The organism is Microbacterium proteolyticum (genome assembly GCF_029639405.1).
GTDB lineage: Bacteria > Actinomycetota > Actinomycetes > Actinomycetales > Microbacteriaceae > Microbacterium.
The window spans coordinates 1469262-1489693 of record NZ_CP121274.1 but is presented as its reverse complement, the minus strand read 5'-3'; the positions used below and the strand labels follow the sequence as shown (position 1 = coordinate 1489693).

The window sequence follows — 20432 nt, the reverse complement described above, 5'->3', positions numbered from 1 at the left end:
GGGGCTTTCGAGATCGACTCAGGACGTGACGTCGGAGAGCTGACGACCCGCGAGCTCCTCGAGCACGTCGTCACCCAGCTGCGTCGGCTCGAACGGCGCCTCGATCTCGGCACGATCGAGCAGCTCGGTCATACGGCGCTGACGCTGACGCGTGATGAGCGTCACGACGGTGCCGCGGCGACCGGCGCGACCGGTACGACCGGAGCGGTGCAGGTAGGTCTTGTACTCGTCGGGGGCGTCGGCCTGGATGACCAGATCGATGTCGTCGACATGGATGCCGCGCGCGGCGACGTCCGTGGCGACGAGCACGTTCACGCGACCCGAGGTGAGCTTCTCCAGGTTGCGGGTGCGCTTCTGCTGGTTGAGGTCACCGTGCAGGGCGACCGCGGCGATGCCCGCCTCGTCGAACTGCTCGGCGAGCATCTCGGCGTAGGCGCGCGTGCGGGCGAAGACGAGCGTCTTGCCCTCGCGGTCGACGAGCGAGTCGAGGATCTGCGCCTTGTCGCGGTGCTCGATCACGAGGACGCGGTGCTCGATGGTGCTCGAGTCCTGGTCTTCGCCGGCGACCTCGTAGACGGCCGGCTCGACGAGGAACTCGTCGACCAGGGCCGCGACCTCGCGGTCGAGCGTGGCCGAGAAGAGCAGCTTCTGGCTACCCTCGGCGGTCGCGCGCAGGATGCGCTGGACCGGCTCGAGGAACCCGAGCTCGCACATGTGATCGGCCTCGTCGAGCACGGCCACCTGCACCTGCGAGAGGTCGAGCTTGCCCTGGTTCAGCAGATCTTCGATGCGACCGGGGGTGCCGATGACGATGTCGACGCCCTTCCTCAGCGCACCGACCTGGCGCGCCTGGGGCACACCGCCGTAGATCTGCGTGGTGAACAGGCCGACGCTGCGCGCGATGGCCTGCACCGTGCGGTCGATCTGCAGGGCCAGCTCGCGCGTCGGGGCCATGATGAGCGCCTTGGGCGCACGGGCGAACTCGCGACGCTGACCGGCCTGGGCGCGGAGGATGCGCTCGACGAGCGGCGCGCCGAAGGCGATCGTCTTGCCGGAGCCGGTGCGGCCCCGGGCGAGGACGTCGCGACCCTCGAGGATGGGCGCGACCGTGGCCGCCTGGATCGGGAAGGGCTTCTCGGCCCCGAGGCCGGCGAGCGCGCGGACGATGTTGTCGCCCAGACCCAGGTCGGCGAAGCCGGCACCGGTCACGGTCGCCGCATCGACGGCCTCGGCCTGGAGGCGCTCGTGCACGACGTCGACCCGCTGCTCGTGCTCGGTCGAGCGCTTCGGCGACGCGTTCCAGTCCGAACGGTTGGGGCCGTCCGTGCGGCGGGGACGGTCGTCACGACGCTCGAAAGACCGCGCGGGACGGTCATCGCGGGCGGGACGATCGTTACGGTCGAACGAACGAGCGGGGCGGTCATCGCGGGCAGGACGGTCGCTGCGGTCGAACGAACGGGCGAGACGGTCATCGCGGGCCGGACGGTCGTCGCGGCGCTCGAAGGACCGAGCCGGACGGTCGTTACGGTCGAACGAACGAGCGGGGCGGTCGTCACGGTCGAAGGAACGAGCCGGACGATCGCTGCGGTCGAACGAACGAGCCGGACGGTCGCTGCGGTCGAAGGAACGAGCCGGACGATCGCTGCGGTCGAACGAACGAGCGGGACGGTCATCCCGGGCAGGACGGTCGCTGCGGTCGAAGGACCGGGCAGGACGGTCATCGCGGGCCGGACGGTCGTCGCGGCGCTCGAAGGACCGAGCCGGACGATCGTTACGGTCGAACGAACGAGCCGGACGATCGTTACGGTCGAACGAACGAGCCGGACGGTCATTGCGGTCGAACGAACGAGCGGGACGGTCATCGCGGGCCGGACGGTCGCTGCGGTCGAAGGACCGGGCCGGACGGTCATCGCGGGCCGGACGGTCGTCGCGGCGCTCGAACGAACGAGCCGGACGGTCATTGCGGTCAAACGACCGAGCCGGACGGTCGTTGCGGTCGAACGACCGCGCGGGACGGTCGTCGAACGACCGGGCCGGACGCTCATCGGCGCGCGCGTTGCTGCGGATGCCGCGGGCCTCGTCGCGACCGGCACGGTCCGACGCGCTCCAGCGGCGCTTGGCGGGGGCGGTGTCGGCCTCGGGGGCGCGGTAGCCGCGGTGGGTGGGGCTCTTGCTGCCGGGCTTGGCGGGCGCGTCGGCACCGGGGCGACGCTTGCGATCCTGGAACGAGGTCTGAGCGCCGTAGCGGGGCTCGAAGTTCTTCGCGGCGCGACCGCCGGCGGGCTTCTTGTTCTTGGGCATGGGGACTTCCTGGGTTCTGTTCGCGCGAAACAGCGACACCGCTCGGGGCGGTGCGAAACCCGGACTGTCGTCGGCCGGGGGCCATTCACTGATGATGGTCGAGGCCGCGATCGCGTCCTGTCCATCGGCCCCTTGGACTCACAAACCCATCCGCGCATCACACGCGGCGTCCAGAGCCGACCGCACCACGTTACAGCCCGCGCCTGGGAATGGCATCCATGTCCTTGCCGAGTCGGACCTCGTCCCACCTTCTGCGGTTCTCACGCGCCCGGACTGACCACTTCCGGGACACGCGGCGCCATGAGCGGGACGAGGGCCGGGAGAACCGGGACGTGGAGGGTAGCCGAAGATGGAACCATGGCAGACACCGACGCCCACCCCATCACGGTGGCGATCGAGCGGCGCATCGACCCGACGCGCACCGCCGAAGCGACCTCCTGGATGCAGGCCGGCACCGACCTCGCGACCGCCTTCCCCGGATTCCTCGGCTCGGGCTGGGTACGCGCGGGGGAAGACAGCGACCTCTGGTACATGCTGTACCGCTTCCGCGACATCACCACGCTCGAGCAGTGGGAGACCTCGTCGCAGCGGCAGTGGTGGCTGGATTCCGGCCGCCCGTTCGCCCGCGAGGAGCGCGTGGAACGGCGCACCGGCATCGAGGGCTGGTTCGACGCCTCGCTCGGATCGGTGCTGACCGGGACGGATGCCACGACCCAGGCCGTGCAGCAGCCGGTCCCGCCCGCACCGCCCCGATGGAAGCAGGCGGTGACGATCTGGATCGGTTTCTTCCCCACGAACCTGCTCGCCAGCTGGCTGCTCGGGTTCATCCCGGGCTTCGCCGAGGTGCCGCTGCCGCTGCGCGTCCTCGGCACGACGTTGCTGCTCACCCCTGTGATGACCTACGCGGTTCTTCCCTGCGTGACCCGCCTGCTGCGACCCTGGTTGCAACGCCCGCCGCGTCCTCGAAAGGTGTCCTCATGACCGCCGACCCCACCGGCTACCGGTTCCGCTTGAACGGACCCCGTTCCTCGGCCGAGATCGCTCAGGTGGGCGCGGCCCTGCGCGCCCTCACCGTCGACGGCGTCGATCTCGTCCCGCGCTACGCCGACGACGTGCCCACGCCCGCGGCATCCGGCGTCGTCCTGGTGCCCTGGCCGAACCGCATCCGCGACGGCAAGTACTCCTTCGGCGGAGTGGACCGTCAGCTCGCGATCAGCGAGCCGGCGTTCGGCAACGCCAGCCACGGACTGCTGCGCTTCGGCTCGTACACGGCCGAAGAGGTCGCCGACGAGCGGCTCGTGCTGACGGCGGACGTCGTCCCCCAGACCGGGTACCCGTTCCACCTGCGCACGCACGTGACCTTCACCCTGCTCCCGGACGGTCTGCACGTGGAGCACCGCATCGAGAACGTCGGCGCCGACACGGCGCCGGTGGCGCTCGGCATCCACCCGTATCTGCAGATCGGCGGGGTCGCCACCGAGGATCTCGTCGTGCACTCGACGGGCACGACGACGCTCGTCCTGGACGACCGGAAGCTCCCGGTCGACGAGGTCCCGGTCGACGAGGCCACCGACCTCCGCGCGGGTCGTCGCCTCGGAGACGTGTCGCTCGACAACGCCTATCGCGGGCTCGAGCGGGATGCCGATGGCCGCGCGCGTCACACCCTCACGGCCCCCGACGGTCGCGTCGTGGAGCTCTGGCAGGATGCCGGCTTCGAGTGGGTGCAGGTCTTCACCACCGACCGGTACCCGGGGAACCCGCTGGCCGTGGCCGTCGAACCGATGACGGCGCCGTCGAACGCTTTCGCGACGGGGACGGATCTGCTGTCGCTCGAGCCGGGTGGAGAATTGCGTCGCGAATGGGGTATTTCCTACCGCGGATGAGGTTCTCGTCCCCCTGAATAAGGCCCTTGTCCCCCAAATGGGGGACAAGAAATTCCGCCGACGATCTGGGGAATTCGCAGACAAGACCTTTCCTATGAGGGCTCGGGGAAAGTTACCATTCCCTTGACGGATTCCGTCGCCACCGGGGAGACCGAGGACCATCGTTCCCTCGGTTCACAACCCGAATGAGCCGACGGGGGCCGGGGGTCTCGCGGTGTGGGGGGACACCCGTTCCGTCCACGACGAAAGTGCCCGACATGAGCATTGCGGTCCGCCCCGCCGTCCCTTCCGCCTCCCTTCCCGTCCTGGCGCGCCGGCTGGCCCGTCGCTTCGACGACATCCCCACCATGCACCTCGCCGGGCTCGTGCTCGTCGTGCTCGTGGGCGGCATCCTGGCATCGATCCTCACCACCAGCGACCCGCTCTGGTGGCAGCTGCACTTCAGCCAGCTCGGCACGTTCCACGACCTGTCGGCCGCATTCTTCAACAACACGCTCAAGATCGGCGGGTCGTTGGTCGTCGTCTACGCGGTCCGCGTGCGGCGGGATCTCCGTCGGCTCGGTCGTCGCGCCGGACGCCGCGGCGCGCCCACCTCGGCGGCGTTCTTCCTGACCGTGATCGGTGTGAACCTCGCACTCGTCGGATGCGTTCCGCTCAACACCAACAAAGACCTGCACGACAAGGTCGCCGGAATGATGGTCCTCGGTTTCGCGGCACTGCTGTTCACGTCACCCTTCCTGCTGCACCGCCTGCCGAAGCGCCTGGTCATCTCCACGTCGCTCGTGTTCGTGTTCCTCTTCGCCGGCGCCTGGATGTTCGTGACGGCGACGATCAACCTCGCCCTGTTCGAGGTCATCGCGTTCAGCGCCATGTTCGCCTGGTCGGGCGTGTTCACCCACTGCCTGACGGGCGTCGGGATTCGTTCCGCGGTGGAGCCCGTCGACGCACCCGCGACCGTCGTCGCGCCCCGCATCCTGCCCCGGGGAACCGACGTCGCCGTGGCGGCCCTCTCGTCGCGCTCGACGCTGCGCATGCGCGGCGCGCTCGTCGGCACCGGCCGAGCCCGTTCGAGCCTGGCCCGGCGCCGCCCGGTGATCGTCAGTGGCCCTCGCGCAGCTGTCGCCGGCTCACCGGGTGCTCGCCCGTCGTCGGCTCCGCCGCGCCTGCGTCCGGCGTCGATGTCGCCGCGCGGCGGGCGGCCCGCCGCTCCCGCGCTCCCTCGACGAGGTTGTACAGCGTCGGCAGCACGAGCAGCGTCAGGAACGTCGACGACACGAGTCCGCCGATCACCACGACGGCCAGCGGCTGCGAGATGAACCCCCCGTGTCCCGTGATCCCCAGCGCCATGGGCACGAGCGCGAAGATCGCCGCGAGCGCGGTCATGAGGATCGGACGCAGTCGGCGTGAGCCGCCGACGACGGTGGCGTCGAAGACGCTGAGTCCGCGCGCGCGATACTGATTCACCAGGTCGATCAGGACGATGGCGTTCGTGACGACGATGCCCACGAGCATCAACGCGCCGATCATGCCGGCCACACCGAGCGGGACGCCCGTGATCGCCAGCATGAGGATGGCACCGGTCGCGGCGAACGGCACGGAGACGAGCAGCTCGAGCGGCTGCCGCAGCGACTTGAACGTCGCGACCATCACGACGTAGACGATGAGGATCGCCGCGAGCAGCGCGAGGCCGAGCTGCCCGAAGGCGTCCTGCTGGTTCGTCACGACGCCGCCGAGCTTCGCGGTGGCCCCGTCCGGCAGCGCCACGTCCGCGAGCGCGTCGCGGACGCTGGCCGAAGAACTGCTGAGGTCGTCGGTCGTCGGGGTGACGGTCACGGTGGCGGTGCGCAGGCCGCGCGACGTGGTGATGCTCGGCGGCGTCTGACTCGTCTCCACCGTGGCGATCTCGTCGAGCCGCACGGCACCGCCGGCCGTGGGGATCTCGAGCGCCTTGAGCGTGTCGACCGTGGTGGGCGGGTCGTCCGACGCGATGTAGACGCTCACGCCGCGCCCGTCGATCTCGACGGTGCCCGCCTGGCGCGGCTGCATCGCCCCCGACACGAGCGCTCCCACGGTCCGCTCCGAGAGTCCGCGCTCGGCGGCGGCATCCCGGTCCACCCGCACCGAGACGAAGGGCAACGAGGCCGACAGGCTGCTGGAGACCTGTCCGATGCCGTCGCGGCCCTCGAGCCCCCCGACCACCGCGTCGGTGGCCTGCTGCAGGCCGTCGGCGTCGGCGGCGGTCACGTCGATGGTGATGTCGGTCGAGCCGAATCCGCTGCCCTGGGCGCTGACCTCGATGTCGCCGGCGTCGGCGATGTCGGACACGGCGGTGCGGACGCGCTCACGCAGGTCGACCTGATCGACCCCGGCCTCCGACGTGATCGAGTACGTGATACCCGAGCCCCCACCGGAGAAGGCATCGCGAAGGGCGGAGCCGCTGGACCCGATGGAGGTCTGCACGGTCTCGACACCGGGGATGTCGCGCAGCACCGCCTCGACCTTCTGAGCGGCGGCATCCTCGGCGGTGAGGCTGGGTGCCGAACCGATCTTCTGCGTCACGGTGAACGTGTTCTGGCCCGAGTCGCCCAGGAAGTCGGTCTTGAGGAGGGGGACGGATGCCACGGTCCCGGCGAGCACGAGGAGGGCGAGGCCGAGGGTCACCCAGGAGTGCCGGAGGGTCCAGCTGAGGATCGGGACGTAGGCCTTCTGCAGGCGCGAGGGCGGCGCGGTCGGCGATTCGGGATCGACCGGGTTGCCCTCGGCATCCCGGACCACCTTCCCGGGCTTGAGGAACCACGAGGCCAGGACGGGCACGATCGTCAGCGACACGAGCAGTGACGCCGCCATGGCGATGGTGACCGTGAGCGCGAACGGCCGGAACAGCTCGCCGGTCACGTCGCCGACGAAGGCGATGGGGAGGAACACCGCGACCGAGGTGATCGTGGATGCCGTGATGGCGGCGGCCACCTCCCGCACGGCGCGGATGATCGTGGGGATCTTGTCGGCGTCGCCGACGTAGTGGCGCTTGATGTTCTCGATGACGACGATGGAGTCGTCGACCACGCGCCCGATGGCGATCGTGAGGGCGCCGAGGGTCAGGACGTTGAGCGAGTAGCCGAACGCCTGCAGCCCGACGAAGGTCACGAGGACGCTCGTGGGGATCGAGATCGCCGTCACGAGCGTCGAGCGCACGGACATCAGGAAGATCAGGATGACGACGACGGCGAACGCGAGTCCGAGGAGACCTTCCTGCGCGAGCGCCTCGATCGACTGCTCCACGAACGGCGCCTGATCGAACACGACCGTGAAAGTCGCGCCGTTGAGCGAGGACTCGAGGTCGGGGATCGCCGCCAGCACGGCGCGCGAGACGTCGACGGTGTTGGCCGCGGGGAGCTTCGTGACCGCGATCGTGAGCGCGGGCTCGCCGTTGACCCGCGACAGGGTCGTGACCGGGTCGGACTGCTGCGCCACGGTCGCGACGTCGCCGATCGTCGTGGGCCCGGCGGATGCCTGCGCGGCGTCGGTGGGGACGAGCGGGAGCGCCGTGATCTCGTCGACGCTGGTGAGCTTGGCGCCCGTCTGCACCGTCAGGGTCTGGTCGCCCTCGGTGATCGATCCGCCGGGGAAGAGCACGCCGTTGGCCTCGAGGGCGTCGGAGATGGCCTGCTGGCCGAACCCGCGTTCGCCCAGGCGCGTCGGGTCGGGCGTGATCGTGACGCGCTGTCCGGTGCCGCCGACCACCTGGGCGGCATTGACCCCCGTGACGTCCTCGAGCGCCGGGACGACGACCGACTCGAGCGTGGACTGGATGGTCTGCGCGTCGGAGTAGCCGGTGACGGCGAGCTGGATGACGGGGAAGTCGTCGATGCTCGCGGATGCCACGGTCGTATCGGCCGATTCGGGAAGCTGGTCCTTGATGCGAGCGATCGCGGCGAGGATCTTCTGCTGCGCGGCGGCCAGGTCGGTGCCGTAGGTGAAGGACGCCGAAACGATCGAGGAGTTCGTCGTGCTCGTGGCCGTCGTGGATTCCAGTCCCTCGACGCCGCGGATCGCGCCCTCGATGGGGGTCGACACGTCGGCTTCGACGACCTCGGGCGAGGCACCCGGGTAGGTCGTGACGACCGCGAGCTGGGGGAACTCGATCGACGGGATCAGCTCCTGCTTGAGGTTCGTCAGCGCGAGCCCGCCGAAGACGGCGGCGACGATCGTGACGAGCGCGATGAGCGCCCTGTTGCGGAGGCTCAGGACGGCCAGATACGACACGCGGGGCCCTTCGGGTCGACCGACTCGATACAGGACTGTATCGAGGGCCAGTATCCCACGGCCGCGGCGGTGGGAGCGCGCTCAGAGGGCGTGACCGAGGGCGAGACCCGCCGCCGCCGCGAGGACGGATCCCGCGAACGAGGCGACCGCGTACGTCGTGGCGGCGCGGGCACGCCCCTCTTCGGCGAGCAGGGCGGTCGTCACCGCGACCGCGCTGAAGGTCGTGTACCCGCCGAGCAACCCGGTCCCGACGATCCACCGCCACGCCTCGTCCACGACGAGCGGGGTGACGAGCCCGAGCACGAAAGCGCCGGTCAGATTCACCACGAGGATCCCCCAGGGGAACCGTTCACCGGTGCGCCCGCGCACGGCGGTGTCGAGCGTGAAGCGGAGCGCCGCGCCGACTCCACCGGCCACGAGCACCGCGAGGAAGACCAGGGGCGTCACGCGACGCGCCCTCCGCGCCCGATCAGAACGCCGAGCCACGCGGCGAGCGTCCCGACCACGACGGTCGCCGCCCCCCACCACAGCAGCGACAGGTCGGCGGACTCGACCGCCAGCGCGCTGTACGTCGTGAATCCGCCGAGGACGCCGGTGCCGAAGAACAGCTGCGCCCGCTGGGCGCGCGTGGACATCGGCATCCGCGCCCGGATCCCGAACAGGATGCCGATGGCGAACGCGCCGACGACGTTGATGAGCGGAACGAGCGCGGGGCCGAGATCATCGGCGAGGGCGAGGGTCAGGCCGGCGCGCGCCGCGGTCCCGAGCGCACCGCCGAAGAAGACCGAGACCAGATCGCGCCAGGACACCACGCGATCACCTTATGCGCCCCGGGTCTCAGGCGGCCGTTTTGCATACCCCCGGGGGTATTGCTACGCTGAGCCCACGACCGAGAAGGAGACAGATATGTGTCGAGCCGTCACCTGCCGCACCTGCGGGAAGACCACGTGGGCCGGTTGCGGCCAGCACGTGGACATGGTCATGGCCGGGGTCCCCCGGGCCGACCGCTGCCCCGGGCACGAGCGCTCGGAGTCCGGCGGGCTCTGGTCGCGACTGTTCGGACGATGACGGCCGCCCGCACGATCATCGTCGGCGGCGTGGCCGGAGGCATGTCCGCCGCCACCCGCCTGCGTCGACTCGACGACGCCCGCGAGATCATCGTCATCGAGCGCGGACCGCACGTGAGCTTCGCGAACTGCGGACTGCCGTACTACGTCGGCGGCGAGATCGAGGATCGATCCGCCCTCCTTCTGCAGACCCCGCAGACCCTCGGTGCCCGCTTCGGCCTCGACGTCCGCGTCCGCACCGAGGTGGTCGCCATCGATCGGGTCGCCCGGGCGGTGCGGGTTCACGACCTCGCCACGGGCGCGGATCGGACGATGACGTACGACCAACTGATCCTGTCGCCCGGGTCCGTGCCGGTCCCCCCTCCGCCGGCCGACGAGGACTCCGTTCCGATCCTGACGCTGCGCACCATCGACGACGTGGACGACATCGTCGCCCGACTCGACGCGGGCGCCCGGCGCGCGGTGGTCGCCGGCGGCGGCTTCATCGGGCTCGAGGCCGTCGAGAACCTCGCGCGCCGCGGCATCCGCGTCTCGCTCGTGCACCGCGGTTCGCACCCCTTCCGCCCTCTGGATGCCGAGATGGCGGGGCCCGTGATCGACGAGCTGCGGCGGCACGACATCGACCTTCACCTCGCGGACGAGATCACCCACGTCTCGGCGACCGCGGTGACGCTGGCCTCCGGCGCCCAGATCGAGACGGACCTCGTGATCGACGCGCGGGGGACTCGTCCCGACACCGCCCTCGCCGCGGCGGCGGGCCTCGCGCTCGGACCGAGCGGCGGCATCGCGGTCGACCCGTGGCAGCGCACCTCCGATCACCGGATCTTCGCCGTGGGCGACGCGGTCGAGAAGGTCGACGTCGTCTCGGGGGCACCGGCGCTGGTCACCATGGCGGGACTGGCCAATCGGCACGGGCGCACCGCCGCCGACGTCATCGCGCTCGGGACGGATGCCGTTGACGCCGCCGACGACGCGACCGGCCTGGCCATCCTGCGGGTGTTCGACCTCGTCATCGCCACCGTCGGGGCCGGAGAAGCACGCCTGCGCGCCGAGGGGCGACCGCACCGGGTGCTGCACACGCACCCCACCGACCACGCCGGCTACTTCCCCGGGGCCGAGCGCATGTCGATGAAGCTGCTCGTCGGCCCGAGCGATGACCGCATCCTGGGCGCGCAGATCGTCGGCGGGCGTGGCGTCGACCGACGCATCGACGTGCTGTCCCTGGCGATGCAGACCGGCGTCAGCGCTTCGCGTCTTTCCCGCCTCGAACTCGCCTACGCGCCGCCGTTCGGGTCGGCCAAAGACCCGGTCAACCAGCTGGGGTACGTCGCCGACAACCTCCGCACCGGCCTGACGCGCGCCGTGCAGTGGCACGAGCTCGCCGGCGTCCTGGCCGAGGGAGCGACCCTCATCGACGTGCGCTCCCCCGCCGAGGTCGCGGCGGGGGCGATCCCCGGCAGCACGAACATCCCGCTGGACGACCTCCGCGCGGGCACGACCCCGCTTCCGGACGGCCCGCTCGTCGTACACTGCCAGGTCGGACAGCGCGGACACACGGCCGCCCGGCTCCTCGCCGGGGCGGGGCGCGACGTCCGCAATCTCGACGGCGGCTACCTCACCTGGCTCGCCGGCCGCACCGTTACCGAAGGGACCCGCTCGTGACCGAGACGGACGCCGAGACCATCCGCAAGACCGCGAACCGCCTGAAGCGCGCCCGCGGCCAGCTCACCGCCGTCATCGAGGCGATCGAGGCCGGCGGCGACTGCCGCGCGGTCGTGACGCAGCTCGCGGCGGTCAGCAAGGCGATCGACCGGGCGGGATTCGCGGTGGTGAGCACCGCGATGCGGACGTGTCTCACCGACGACGAAGCCGCCGACCGAGAGGGCGACCGGCTCTCGCTCGAGGACCTCGAGAAGCTGTTCCTGACCCTGGCCTGAGCTACTCGCCCAGGATGAGGCGGCGGATCGCGGCATCCTTCGATCCGCCCAGCTCCATCGTGTGGCCGCGACGGTAGAGCGAGAACACCCGCGGGTCGATGTAGCTCGAGCGGGCCACCGCGGGCGTGTTGCCGAGGGCGGCGGCCGCCGCGCGCACGGCGGCGAGCTCGACCTTCTTGCGCTCGTTCTTCGTCGCGGCGACGCCCGCCTCCGCGAGCGCCTCGGCGGCGAGGATCGTGCCGCGCAGGGTTCGGAAGTCCTTCGCGCTGAACGGGCCGCCGGTGAGCGACCGCACGTACGCGTTCACGTCGCCCGGCGTGAGCGGAACGCGACGGCGTCCCCGACGGTAGCTGAGGAGGGCCGCGCGCGAGCGACCGGTCGCGAGCTCCGCCATGAGCGCCGCGACCTCGGCGTCCTTCAGCGAGAGCTCGGCCCGCTTGCCGCTCTTCGCGGGGAACGACAGGCGGATGAGGTCGCCCTCGACCGTGGCATCCCGGCGCTGGAGGGTCGTGAGCCCGCGGCTGCCGTTGCTGACGAAGTAGCGGGCGTTGCCCACGCGCGGGGCGACCTGGTCGAGCAGGCGGAACGAGACCGCGAGCACCCGCTCACGGTCGACGTCCGAGCGGCGCAGCGACTGGGTGACGCGCGCGCGAGCCCGCGGCAGCGCCTCGGCCAGTTGCAGGGCGCGAGCGTACTTGCCCTTGTCCTGACGCTTCGACCAGTCCGCGTGATACGTGTACTGGCGTCGCCCAGCCTCGTCGGTGCCCACCGCCTGAATGTGGGCGTTCGGCTGGCGGGCGATCCACACCTCGCGCCAGGCGGGCGGGATGACGAGCCCCCGGGCGCGATCCGCCTCCCGCTCGGGGACGGCAGCCCCGGTGTGGTCGACGAAACGAAAACCGGACCCGGAGCGGACACGACGAAAGCCGGGGTCCTCGTAGGGCCGCACCCGGACGAGGCGCGCCACGTCAGTGGGTGCGGAGCATCTCGATCAGCTCCGCCTTCTTCTTGCCGGTGTACCCGGTGATGCCCAGTTCCTTCGCCCGCTTCTTCAGCTCGTCCACGGTGCGGTCCTCGTAGTCCTCCGCGCGACCCCCGCGGGCGCCGACCTTCCCGCGTCCTTGCGCGGCGGCGGCGTTCGAGATGCGCGCGGCCTTCTCCTTCGAGTCGCCCTGCTTCCGCAGCTCCTCGTAGAGATCCGGGTCCTTCAGGCTGTTCGATCCTCGCCCCTGGGGCATGGCCGCCTCCTTCCGTGGGATGCCACGACGGTACGACTGGGCGCCGACCGGCTTCGGCGGGGTTGACAGCCGCACCCCGACCGCCCTCGCTCAGAGCCCGCGCGGGCTATCAGCCGATTTCCAGGAACGTCAACCCCCTGCCGGGATCCGCGCGGAATGAGAACGTGGAGGTCAACCACTCGCCGGTTGCCGTGCCCAGCGGAGAAAGCAAGGAGCCCCCCATGAACATCTTCCTGATCATCATCATCGTCGCCGCGATCGTCATCGCGATCTTCAGCGGCCTGGGTCAGGCCGCGAGCTTCCTGCTCTGGATCGCCATCATCGTCGGCCTCATCGCCCTGATCGTGCTGCTGTTCCGCCTGATCAGCGGCCGCAAGCCGGTTTAACCCCCGAGAGGAGCGCTCGCGTTTCGGGTGCACGAGCCTCCTCATCCCCGCGGGTCCGCCCGCCCCGGATGCCACGTCCTCCCCCAGGACGTGGCATCCGTCGTTTCTACGGGTACCTGCGGAGCCACTTCACGTGATCTGGTTCCTGCGGAGCCACATCGCGCGCCCGGGTTTCTGTGGAGCCACATCACGCGCCCGGGTTCCTGCGGAGCGACTTCACGCGCCTGAGTTCCTGCCGGAGCCACTTCACGTGATCTGGACGAACGCACACGCCGCGAACGCGCGCAGCGTGTGCGCTCGGCCGGTTCACGTGAAATGAATGGATGCCGGGACGCCGAACGCAGACCGAGACGCGGGGCCTCGCCCTGGAGGTCTGGCGCACGACCCGAGGGTGGGCCTTGACGCGGACGCGATATATCGCGATACTCGAATCAACGCGATATATCGTGAGTAAGGAGATCGCCATGGAGAAATGGATCGTCCACCCGGGCGAGACGCGCGTCATCGACGTCGACGGACTGCGGGAACTGAAGATCGGCCTCGTCGGGGGCCAGGTCGACGTGATCGCGCACGACGACCCGGGCGCCCGCATCGAGGTGCACGGCGTCACCGTGAAAGACCTGCGCATCGAGATGATCGACGGCCGGCTCGAGATCGACCACCCGCAGCTGCGGTGGGACAACTTCCTCGAGGTGTTCCGCAACTTCGGCGCCGGCGGCCCCAAGGCCGAGGTGAGCGTCGCCGTCCCGCGCACCGTCGCCCTCACCCTCGGCGTCGTCAGCGCGAGCGCGCTCGTCTCGGGACTCCGGACGGATGCCAAGCTCAACACCGTCTCGGGCGACATCATGGTCGACGGACTCGTCGGCGACGTGAGCCTCAACGCCGTCTCGGGCGACGTGCAGGTGCGCGAGCTCCAGGGCGCCCTCACCGCCAACAGCGTTTCGGGCGACATCGCCGTGACCGGCGCCGTCACGAAGGCCTCGGTCGACACCGTCGCGGGCGCTCTGCTGGTGGACTCGACCGGCACCGTGCAATCCATCACCCTGAACTCCGTCAGCGGTTCGGCCACGATCCGTCTCGACCGCGGCCTCCCCGCCAACTACGTCGCGCGGTCGGTGAGCGGGCGCGTGCAGATCGACGGCAGCGTGCGCTCGGGCTCGGGCCCGACCAACTACACCGGTTCGACCGGCGCCCTCGCGGGGTCGTTCGTCGACGTGCGGGCGAACACCGTCTCGGGCGAGATCACCGTCCTCCGCCGGGGCGTTTCGGGTCTGCGCCCCGACGAACTCGCCGAAGAGGAGGAGTGGTGATGAGCCCCGTCTTCTCCCACGGCGATCTGCGCCTCTACATCCTCAGCCTGCTCGCCGAGGCCCCCCGCCACGGCTACGACCTCATGCAGGCGCTCACCGAGCGCACGGGCGGGACCTACTCGCCCTCGGCCGGCACGATCTACCCGCGCCTCGCGAAGCTCGAGGAGGAGGGTCTCGTCACCAAGACCGTCGACGGCCGCAAGACCGTCTACGAGATCACGGATGCCGGTCGCGCCGAGGTCACCTCCCGCGAGGGAGACCTCGAAGGCATCCAGGCGGGCCTCGCCGACAGCGTCCGCCTCATCGCCGACGAAGTCCGCGGGAGCGTCCGGGATGCCATGCGCAGCCTCCGCGCCGATCTCGCCGCCGCCTCGCGCGACGAACGCGAGCAGGCCGACAGGGCGCCCGCGCACGACCCGCGCGCGCTCAGCCGCGAACAGCTCCATCGCGCGGATGCCGCGATCACCGAGTTCCGCGGACGCGTCCGCTCCGAGCTGCGCTCGCACGTGGCTCGCGGGGGCGAGCTCACGGCATCCGGTGTGGATGCCATCGAGTCCGCGCTGCAGCAGGCGTCGGAGGCCGTCGCCCGCGCGGTGCGCGGCTGAGGGTCACTCCCAGACGAGCTCCTCGTCGGGTGCGAGCGGCTCACCCAGCGGGACGACCAGCACGGGTCGACGCTGCCGGTGGGTGAGTCGCGCGGCGACGGACCCGGTGAGGAACTCGCGCAGCGACTCCCCCAGCCCGCGTTTGCGGGTGCCGACGACGAGGAGCGACGCGTCCAGCTCGTCCGCGAGGTGGATCAGCGCGAGCGCGGGATCGCCGATCGCCTGCCGCACCGACCACGTCACCTGCGCGTCGACCAGCGCGGCGTCCGCCGCGGCCTGCACCTCGGAGAGGGCCGCCTTGGCCGCCGCTCCCGCGACGTCGACCGTGGAGGGGCTCACGTAACCGTCGGGGTCCTCGAAGGCGACGAAACGGGTCGTGTCGACGTGCGCCACGATCAGGTCCGTTCCCGCGAGCGCGGCCTGCCGTGCGGCGGCCCGCAGGACCCGCGGCGACTGGCCCGGAACGACGCCCGCGATCACGACACCGGGGCGCTTCGGGGCGGGGTTGTCGTCTGCCATGGTGACTCCTCTGAACGTGCGGCACCACTCCCGTCGGCCCACAGCAGGCGGGGGCGGAAAGCACCGTGATATCCTGGCTGTTACTCTTACCGGCTCGGTCCGGAACCGCAATACGCAGGGCCCACAGCATGGCCCTCGACGTCGATCGTGAGGGGGTCTCGCATGGGGCGTGGCCGTCAGAAGGCGAAGAACACCAAGATCGCCCGTGAGCTGAAGTACGACACCTACTCGGTGAACTACTCCGCTCTCGAGCGCGAACTGGGTGCACCCGAACCGGGTGAGGACGCGTACGTCGACAAGTGGGCCGACCAGTACGCGGACGAGTACGAAGACGAGAAGGCCTAGCCCGCGTCCCACGCTCGACCGTGGCGGCGTTCCCACGCCTCCTCGATCGATTCCGAGCGCGCCACGACGACGGCCGCGGGGACGACGAGCACGATGACACCGCCCACGACGAGCAGTCCGGCGGTCCATCCGCCGGTCAGTTCGTGGGTGACTCCGATCGCGAGCGGAACGAGCGCGGCCAGGGCGTAGCCCAGGCTCTGCACGAACCCGCTCAGCGCGACCGCCGTCTCGTGCGACCGCGTGCGCAGGCTGAACAGCACCAGCACCATCGGGAACATCAGCGGCGGGAGTCCGATGAGGACGACCCACAGCACGGTGGCGGCGCCCGGCGCGAAGAGCAGCCCGGCGACCCCGGCGAGGCCGCTGGCGACCGCGAAGACGTAGAACGGTGTGGTCCGCCGCAGGCGTGCCGCGAGAAGCGGCACCACCAGCGATACCGGCAGCCCCATGAACGAGAACAGCGCGAGCAGACTCCCCGCGGTGGCGGCGTCGACACCGGCGGTGTCGATGAGGATCGTCGGCAGCCACGCGAACATGCCGTACGCCACCGACGAGTTGACGGCGAAGGTGATCACGAGCGCCCACGCCTGCGGCACGCGCACCACACGCGAGAGCACCGACGCACGCGGTTCTTCCACGGCATCCCCGCGTCCGGCCCGGGCCCGGAGGCTCGTCACCACCCAGGGCACGACCGCGACGACCGCGACGAAGGCCCACACCGCGAACGACCCGCGCCACCCGATCGCTCCGGCGAGCGGCACGGCGACCAGTGGCGGGGTGAAGGTGGCGACCGCCATCGTCGTCGTATAGACCGTGGTCATCAGCCCGACGCGCTCGGGGAAGTACTTTTTCACCACCGCCGGGATCAGCACGTTGGCGACACCGACCGCCGCGAACACCCCCGCCGTCGCGGCGAGGAGGGTCCAGGCATCCACCGCCACCGCCCGCAGGCCCAGCGCCGCAGCCGCGGCCACCGCGGCGATGAGGACGAGGCGCTCCAGCCCGACCCGACGCTCGATGACCGGTGTCACGACCGCCGAGAGCGCGAAGGCCACGGGCGGCGCCATTCCGATGAGCCCCACGACCGCCGCCGGCAGAGGGAAGTCACGCGAGATGACGGTCAGCAGCGGCGACAGGGACGCCACGGCGATGCGCAACGTCAACGCGAGCAGCACGATGGCCGCAGCCGCCCACACGACCGTCCCCGCGCGGCGGGGCGTCAAGACTCCTGGCTGCCCTCGACCCAGGCGAGGTACTCCTCCGACACGGTGCCGGTGACGTACCGGCCGTCGAAGCAGCTCATGTCGAGGTCGACGAGGTCGGTGCCCTCCATGATCGCGGCCTTGAGATCCTCGACCTCCTGGTACACGAGGTAGTCGCAGCCGAGCTCTTCGGCGATCTGCGGGATCGTGCGGCCGTGGGCGACGAGCTCCTGGCGCGACGGCATGTTGATGCCGTACACGTGGGGGTAGCGCACCGGCGGGGCCGCCGACGCGAACGTCACGCTCTTGGCACCGGCATCCCGAGCCATCTGGATGATCTCGCGGCTGGTCGTCCCCCGCACGATCGAGTCGTCGATGAGCAGGACGTTCTTGCCCTGGAACTCCGTCGACATCGCGTTGAGCTTCTGGCGAACGCTCTTCTTGCGGATCGCCTGCCCGGGCATGATGAACGTCCGCCCGACGTAGCGGTTCTTGTAGAAGCCCTCGCGGTACTCGATGCCGAGCTTGCGCGCGACCTGCATCGCGGCGGGGCGCGAGGAGTCGGGGATCGGCATGACGACGTCGATCGACCCGTGCGGGGTGTACTTCGCGATCGTGTCGGCGAGGCGCTCGCCCATGCGCAGGCGCGCCTCGTACACCGAGATGCCGTTCATCACGGAGTCGGGACGGGCGAGGTACACGTACTCGAAGGAGCACGGCGCCAGCGTCGGGTTCCGGGCGCACTGCTGCGCGTGGAGCGTGCCGTCGAGGGTGATGAACACGGCCTCCCCGGGCTCGACATCGCGGACGACCTCGAAACCGGCGTTCTCGAGCACGAGCGACTCGGAGGCGACGACCCATTCCTCACGGCCGTCGCGCCCGCCCGCCGGGCGCTTGCCGAGGATGAGGGGACGGATGCCGAAGGGGTCGCGGAACGCGAGGAGGCCGTAGCCGGCGATCAGCGCGATCGTCGCGTACGAGCCCTCGACGCGCTCGTGCACCCGTGCGACCGCGCGGAACACCTGCGCCGGGTCGAGGTCGGGGCCGGAGATCTCGGACTGCAGCTCGGAGCCGAGGATGTTCACCAGCAGCTCGGTGTCGCTGCTGGTGTTCAGGTGCCGGCGGTCCTTGCTGAACAGCTCGCGCGTGAGCTCGCGCGTGTTGGTGAGGTTGCCGTTGTGCACCAGCACGATGCCGTACGGGGCGTTGACGTAGAAGGGCTGCGCCTCTTCTTCGTTGGAGGCCGTGCCCTTCGTGGCGTAGCGCACGTGCCCGAGACCGATGTCGCCCAGCAGCGCGCGCATGTCGCGCGTACGGAACGCCTCGCGCACCTGCCCGCGGGCCTTGTGGATGTGGAACACGCCGCTGGACTCGGCGGTGGCCATGCCCGTGGAGTCCTGCCCGCGGTGCTGGAGGAGAAGGAGCGCGTCGTAGATCTCCTGGTTGACCGGGCCCTGCCCGGCCATGCCGACGATGCCGCACATGGGGGGTTACTTCGCTCCGTTCGCCGGGAACCCGGCATCCGCGTACGAGCCGACCAGGCGCACCGCGCCTCCGTCGACGCCCTTCGCGCCCTGTTCGAACTCTCCGTCGGGGCGCGCGTCGTCGCGCACCACACCGACCTGCCAGGTGTCGATGCCGTCGGCCCGGAGCGCCGCGGTCGCGGCATCCGCCACTTCGGGGGCCACGACGGCCAGGAAGCCGATCCCGAGGTTCCACGTCCCCTCGGTCGCGGTCAGGTCGAGGCCGCCCATGTCGGCCAGGACGCGGAACACCGGCGAAGGGCTCCACGTCGAGCGGTCGACGTCGACCCACGTGTTCTGCGGCAGCACCCGGGCGAGGTTCGCGGCGATGCCGCCGCCGGTCACGTGGCTGAGCGAATGGATGCCGACCCCCACGGCCGCATCGTCGATCAGACGCAGCAGCGGCGAGGTGTACAGGCGCGTGGGCTCGAGCAGCGCCTCTCCCCAGGTGCCGCCGAGCTCGGCGGAGGCCGCGCCGTATGCGATGCCGCGGCCGGCGACGATGTGCCGCACGAGGGAGTACCCGTTGGAGTGCAGACCGCTGGAGGCGAGGGCGAGCACGACGTCGCCACCGCGGACACGGTCGGCCCCGAGCACGCGGTCGGCCTCGACCGCACCGGTCGCGGCGCCCGCGACGTCGTAGTCGTCGATTCCGAGCAGGCCCGGGTGCTCGGCCGTCTCGCCGCCGACGAGCGCCGTGCCGGTCAGCGCGCAGCCGCGCGCGATCCCGGCGACGATGTCGGCGATGCGGGTGGGGACGACCTTGCCGCACGCGATGTAGTCGGTCATGAAGAGCGGCCGCGCACCGACCACGACGATGTCGTCGACGACCATGCCGACGAGGTCTTCGCCGATCGTGTCGTGCTTGTCGATCGCCTGGGCGATGGCGACCTTCGTTCCGACGCCGTCGGTGCTGGTCGCCAGCAGCGGTCGCGCGTAGTCGCGCAACGCGGAGGCGTCGAAGAGGCCGGCGAAGCCACCCACTCCCCCGAGCACCTCGGGGCCGTGCGTGCGTTTGACGGCCGACTTCATCAGTTCGACGGCGAGATCACCCGCGGCGGTGTCGACGCCGGCAGCGGAGTAGGGGTTTTCGTGGGGAGCAGAGGCCACCGCACCAGACTACCCGCAGGATCCGACACGCTCCCCGCGCCCGTCTGCGCCGGCGCCAGGCGCCCCCGCGCTCGACGTGGATGCAAGGCCGGTCCCCGGCGACCGCCTCGATCCCTACAATGGCGCCATGACGGGCGGCCAGCCGGAGTGGGTGATCCGCGAGGATGCGGCGATTCCCGTGCTCATCGCGCTCTACCTCCGCCAGGTCTGCGGCATCCGCTCCCCCGAGGAGCTCCCCGCGCTGCGGAGGGTCCCGGGGTACGACGGCGTCGCCCGCCCCGACGACGATCAGGCGCTCCTCGAACGGGAGTGGCGGGAGTTCTGGGCGATGAGCGTCGAGCCGCTCGCGCACCCCTCGCCCGTCCCGCTCGAGCTGGTCGAGGGCTTCGACGACCTGTTGGCGCTGCCGGTCGGGCGGGCCGAGGCGTTGCGCGAGGCGATCGCACCGCACGCGGCCGGCGCTCTGGAGTTCGCCCGGTCCGCCCACGCGCGGTACGGAGCCGAGGGCGCCGCGCGTCCCGGCGTCTCGTATCGCGCCTACGCCAGCGCGATCGCCGTGCACGAGCGCCGGGTGGGTCGCCGCGCGCACTCGTTCGAATTGAACGTCCAGGTTCTTCCGCTGGCCCAGCGGGGGGTGTGGTGGATCGGCTCGCTCACCGTCGCGGTGACCGACGGACTGCGCAGCGACGTCGTCGCCTTCGACGCCGCGATCCACCCGATCATCGCCGAGCTGGCGTGATCCC

General features: G+C 70.8%; 19 protein-coding genes and 1 pseudogene. 10 read left to right on the top strand and 10 right to left on the bottom strand.

Annotation, left to right across the window (positions count from 1 at the left end; all coding sequences use genetic code 11):
* Positions 1–18: 18 nt before the first annotated feature.
* A complete protein-coding gene (locus P8R59_RS07715; RefSeq protein WP_278103447.1) occupies positions 19–2301 on the bottom strand; it encodes a DEAD/DEAH box helicase in 2283 nt (760 codons plus the stop codon).
* Between the two features lie 357 nt (positions 2302–2658).
* On the opposite strand from P8R59_RS07715, the gene P8R59_RS07710 reads away from it, so the two are divergent.
* The 3 genes and pseudogenes from P8R59_RS07710 to P8R59_RS19250 all read left to right on the top strand — a co-directional run.
* Positions 2659–3282 carry an antibiotic biosynthesis monooxygenase gene (locus P8R59_RS07710; protein ID WP_278103446.1) on the top strand — a complete coding sequence of 208 codons (624 nt, stop codon included), beginning with the start codon at positions 2659–2661 and terminating at the stop codon, positions 3280–3282.
* Complete coding sequence (locus P8R59_RS07705) at positions 3279–4184, top strand: aldose 1-epimerase family protein (RefSeq protein ID WP_278103445.1); 906 nt, start codon at positions 3279–3281, stop codon at positions 4182–4184. Before P8R59_RS07710 ends, P8R59_RS07705 begins: the two co-directional genes overlap by 4 nt.
* Before the next feature lie 185 nt (positions 4185–4369).
* A pseudogene (locus tag P8R59_RS19250) lies at positions 4370–5017 on the top strand (hypothetical protein); the annotation flags it as partial.
* Between the two features lie 265 nt (positions 5018–5282).
* Here the strand turns inward: P8R59_RS19250 and P8R59_RS07700 are convergent.
* From P8R59_RS07700 to P8R59_RS07690, 3 genes are all read right to left on the bottom strand, one after another.
* A complete protein-coding gene (locus P8R59_RS07700; RefSeq protein WP_278103444.1) occupies positions 5283–8447 on the bottom strand; it encodes an efflux RND transporter permease subunit in 3165 nt (1054 codons plus the stop codon).
* Between the two features lie 81 nt (positions 8448–8528).
* Positions 8529–8894, bottom strand: a complete 366-nt coding sequence (locus tag P8R59_RS07695; RefSeq protein ID WP_278103443.1) for a fluoride efflux transporter FluC — start codon at positions 8892–8894, stop codon at positions 8529–8531.
* A complete protein-coding gene (locus P8R59_RS07690) occupies positions 8891–9259 on the bottom strand; it encodes a fluoride efflux transporter FluC (protein ID WP_278103442.1) in 369 nt (122 codons plus the stop codon). Before P8R59_RS07690 ends, P8R59_RS07695 begins: the two co-directional genes overlap by 4 nt.
* A 252-nt stretch (positions 9260–9511) precedes the next feature.
* Between P8R59_RS07690 and P8R59_RS07685 the strand changes: the two genes are divergently transcribed.
* Positions 9512–11176: an FAD-dependent oxidoreductase gene (locus P8R59_RS07685; RefSeq protein WP_278103441.1), complete on the top strand. Its 1665-nt coding sequence runs from the start codon at positions 9512–9514 to the stop codon at positions 11174–11176.
* Entirely contained in the window at positions 11173–11451 is a 279-nt protein-coding gene (locus P8R59_RS07680; RefSeq protein ID WP_278103440.1) for a metal-sensitive transcriptional regulator, read from the top strand. Before P8R59_RS07685 ends, P8R59_RS07680 begins: the two co-directional genes overlap by 4 nt.
* Before the next feature lies 1 nt (position 11452).
* On the opposite strand, the gene P8R59_RS07675 is transcribed toward P8R59_RS07680, so the two are convergent.
* Positions 11453–12418, bottom strand: a complete 966-nt coding sequence (locus tag P8R59_RS07675; protein ID WP_278103439.1) for a DNA topoisomerase IB — start codon at positions 12416–12418, stop codon at positions 11453–11455.
* Position 12419: 1 nt separating this feature from the next.
* The gene (locus tag P8R59_RS07670; RefSeq protein ID WP_278103438.1) at positions 12420–12689 is read right to left on the bottom strand and encodes a DUF7218 family protein; all 270 of its coding nucleotides are present in this window, start codon (positions 12687–12689) and stop codon (positions 12420–12422) included.
* Between the two features lie 221 nt (positions 12690–12910).
* On the opposite strand from P8R59_RS07670, the gene P8R59_RS07665 reads away from it, so the two are divergent.
* The 3 genes from P8R59_RS07665 (at position 12911) to P8R59_RS07655 (ending at position 14990) form a co-directional block, all read left to right on the top strand.
* Positions 12911–13075: a hypothetical protein gene (locus P8R59_RS07665; protein WP_171024277.1), complete on the top strand. Its 165-nt coding sequence runs from the start codon at positions 12911–12913 to the stop codon at positions 13073–13075.
* A gap of 458 nt (positions 13076–13533) precedes the next feature.
* Positions 13534–14385, top strand: a complete 852-nt coding sequence (locus P8R59_RS07660; RefSeq protein ID WP_278103799.1) for a DUF4097 family beta strand repeat-containing protein — start codon at positions 13534–13536, stop codon at positions 14383–14385.
* Positions 14385–14990 carry a PadR family transcriptional regulator gene (locus P8R59_RS07655; RefSeq protein WP_278103437.1) on the top strand — a complete coding sequence of 202 codons (606 nt, stop codon included), beginning with the start codon at positions 14385–14387 and terminating at the stop codon, positions 14988–14990. Before P8R59_RS07660 ends, P8R59_RS07655 begins: the two co-directional genes overlap by 1 nt.
* Before the next feature lie 3 nt (positions 14991–14993).
* Here the strand turns inward: P8R59_RS07655 and P8R59_RS07650 are convergent, their stop codons facing one another.
* Complete coding sequence (locus tag P8R59_RS07650) at positions 14994–15509, bottom strand: universal stress protein (RefSeq protein ID WP_278103436.1); 516 nt, start codon at positions 15507–15509, stop codon at positions 14994–14996.
* 162 nt (positions 15510–15671) lie between these two features.
* Between P8R59_RS07650 and P8R59_RS07645 the strand changes: the two genes are divergently transcribed.
* A complete protein-coding gene (locus P8R59_RS07645; protein WP_077050849.1) occupies positions 15672–15854 on the top strand; it encodes a DUF3073 domain-containing protein in 183 nt (60 codons plus the stop codon).
* On the opposite strand, the gene P8R59_RS07640 is transcribed toward P8R59_RS07645, so the two are convergent.
* The 3 genes from P8R59_RS07640 to purM are packed head-to-tail and all read right to left on the bottom strand — an operon-like array spanning position 15851 to position 19689.
* Positions 15851–17077, bottom strand: coding sequence for an MFS transporter (locus P8R59_RS07640; RefSeq protein WP_278103435.1), 1227 nt, complete (start codon positions 17075–17077; stop codon positions 15851–15853). The two genes, P8R59_RS07645 and P8R59_RS07640, sit on opposite strands and share 4 nt — an antisense overlap.
* Positions 17074–18540, bottom strand: a complete 1467-nt coding sequence (purF, locus tag P8R59_RS07635; RefSeq protein WP_278103434.1) for an amidophosphoribosyltransferase — start codon at positions 18538–18540, stop codon at positions 17074–17076. The genes P8R59_RS07640 and purF overlap by 4 nt, the downstream gene beginning before the upstream one ends.
* A gap of 6 nt (positions 18541–18546) precedes the next feature.
* The gene (purM, locus tag P8R59_RS07630; RefSeq protein ID WP_278103433.1) at positions 18547–19689 is read right to left on the bottom strand and encodes a phosphoribosylformylglycinamidine cyclo-ligase; all 1143 of its coding nucleotides are present in this window, start codon (positions 19687–19689) and stop codon (positions 18547–18549) included.
* Positions 19690–19816: 127 nt separating this feature from the next.
* Between purM and P8R59_RS07625 the strand changes: the two genes are divergently transcribed.
* Positions 19817–20428, top strand: coding sequence for a zinc-binding alcohol dehydrogenase (locus P8R59_RS07625; RefSeq protein ID WP_278103432.1), 612 nt, complete (start codon positions 19817–19819; stop codon positions 20426–20428).
* The last annotated feature ends 4 nt before the right edge of the window (positions 20429–20432 follow it).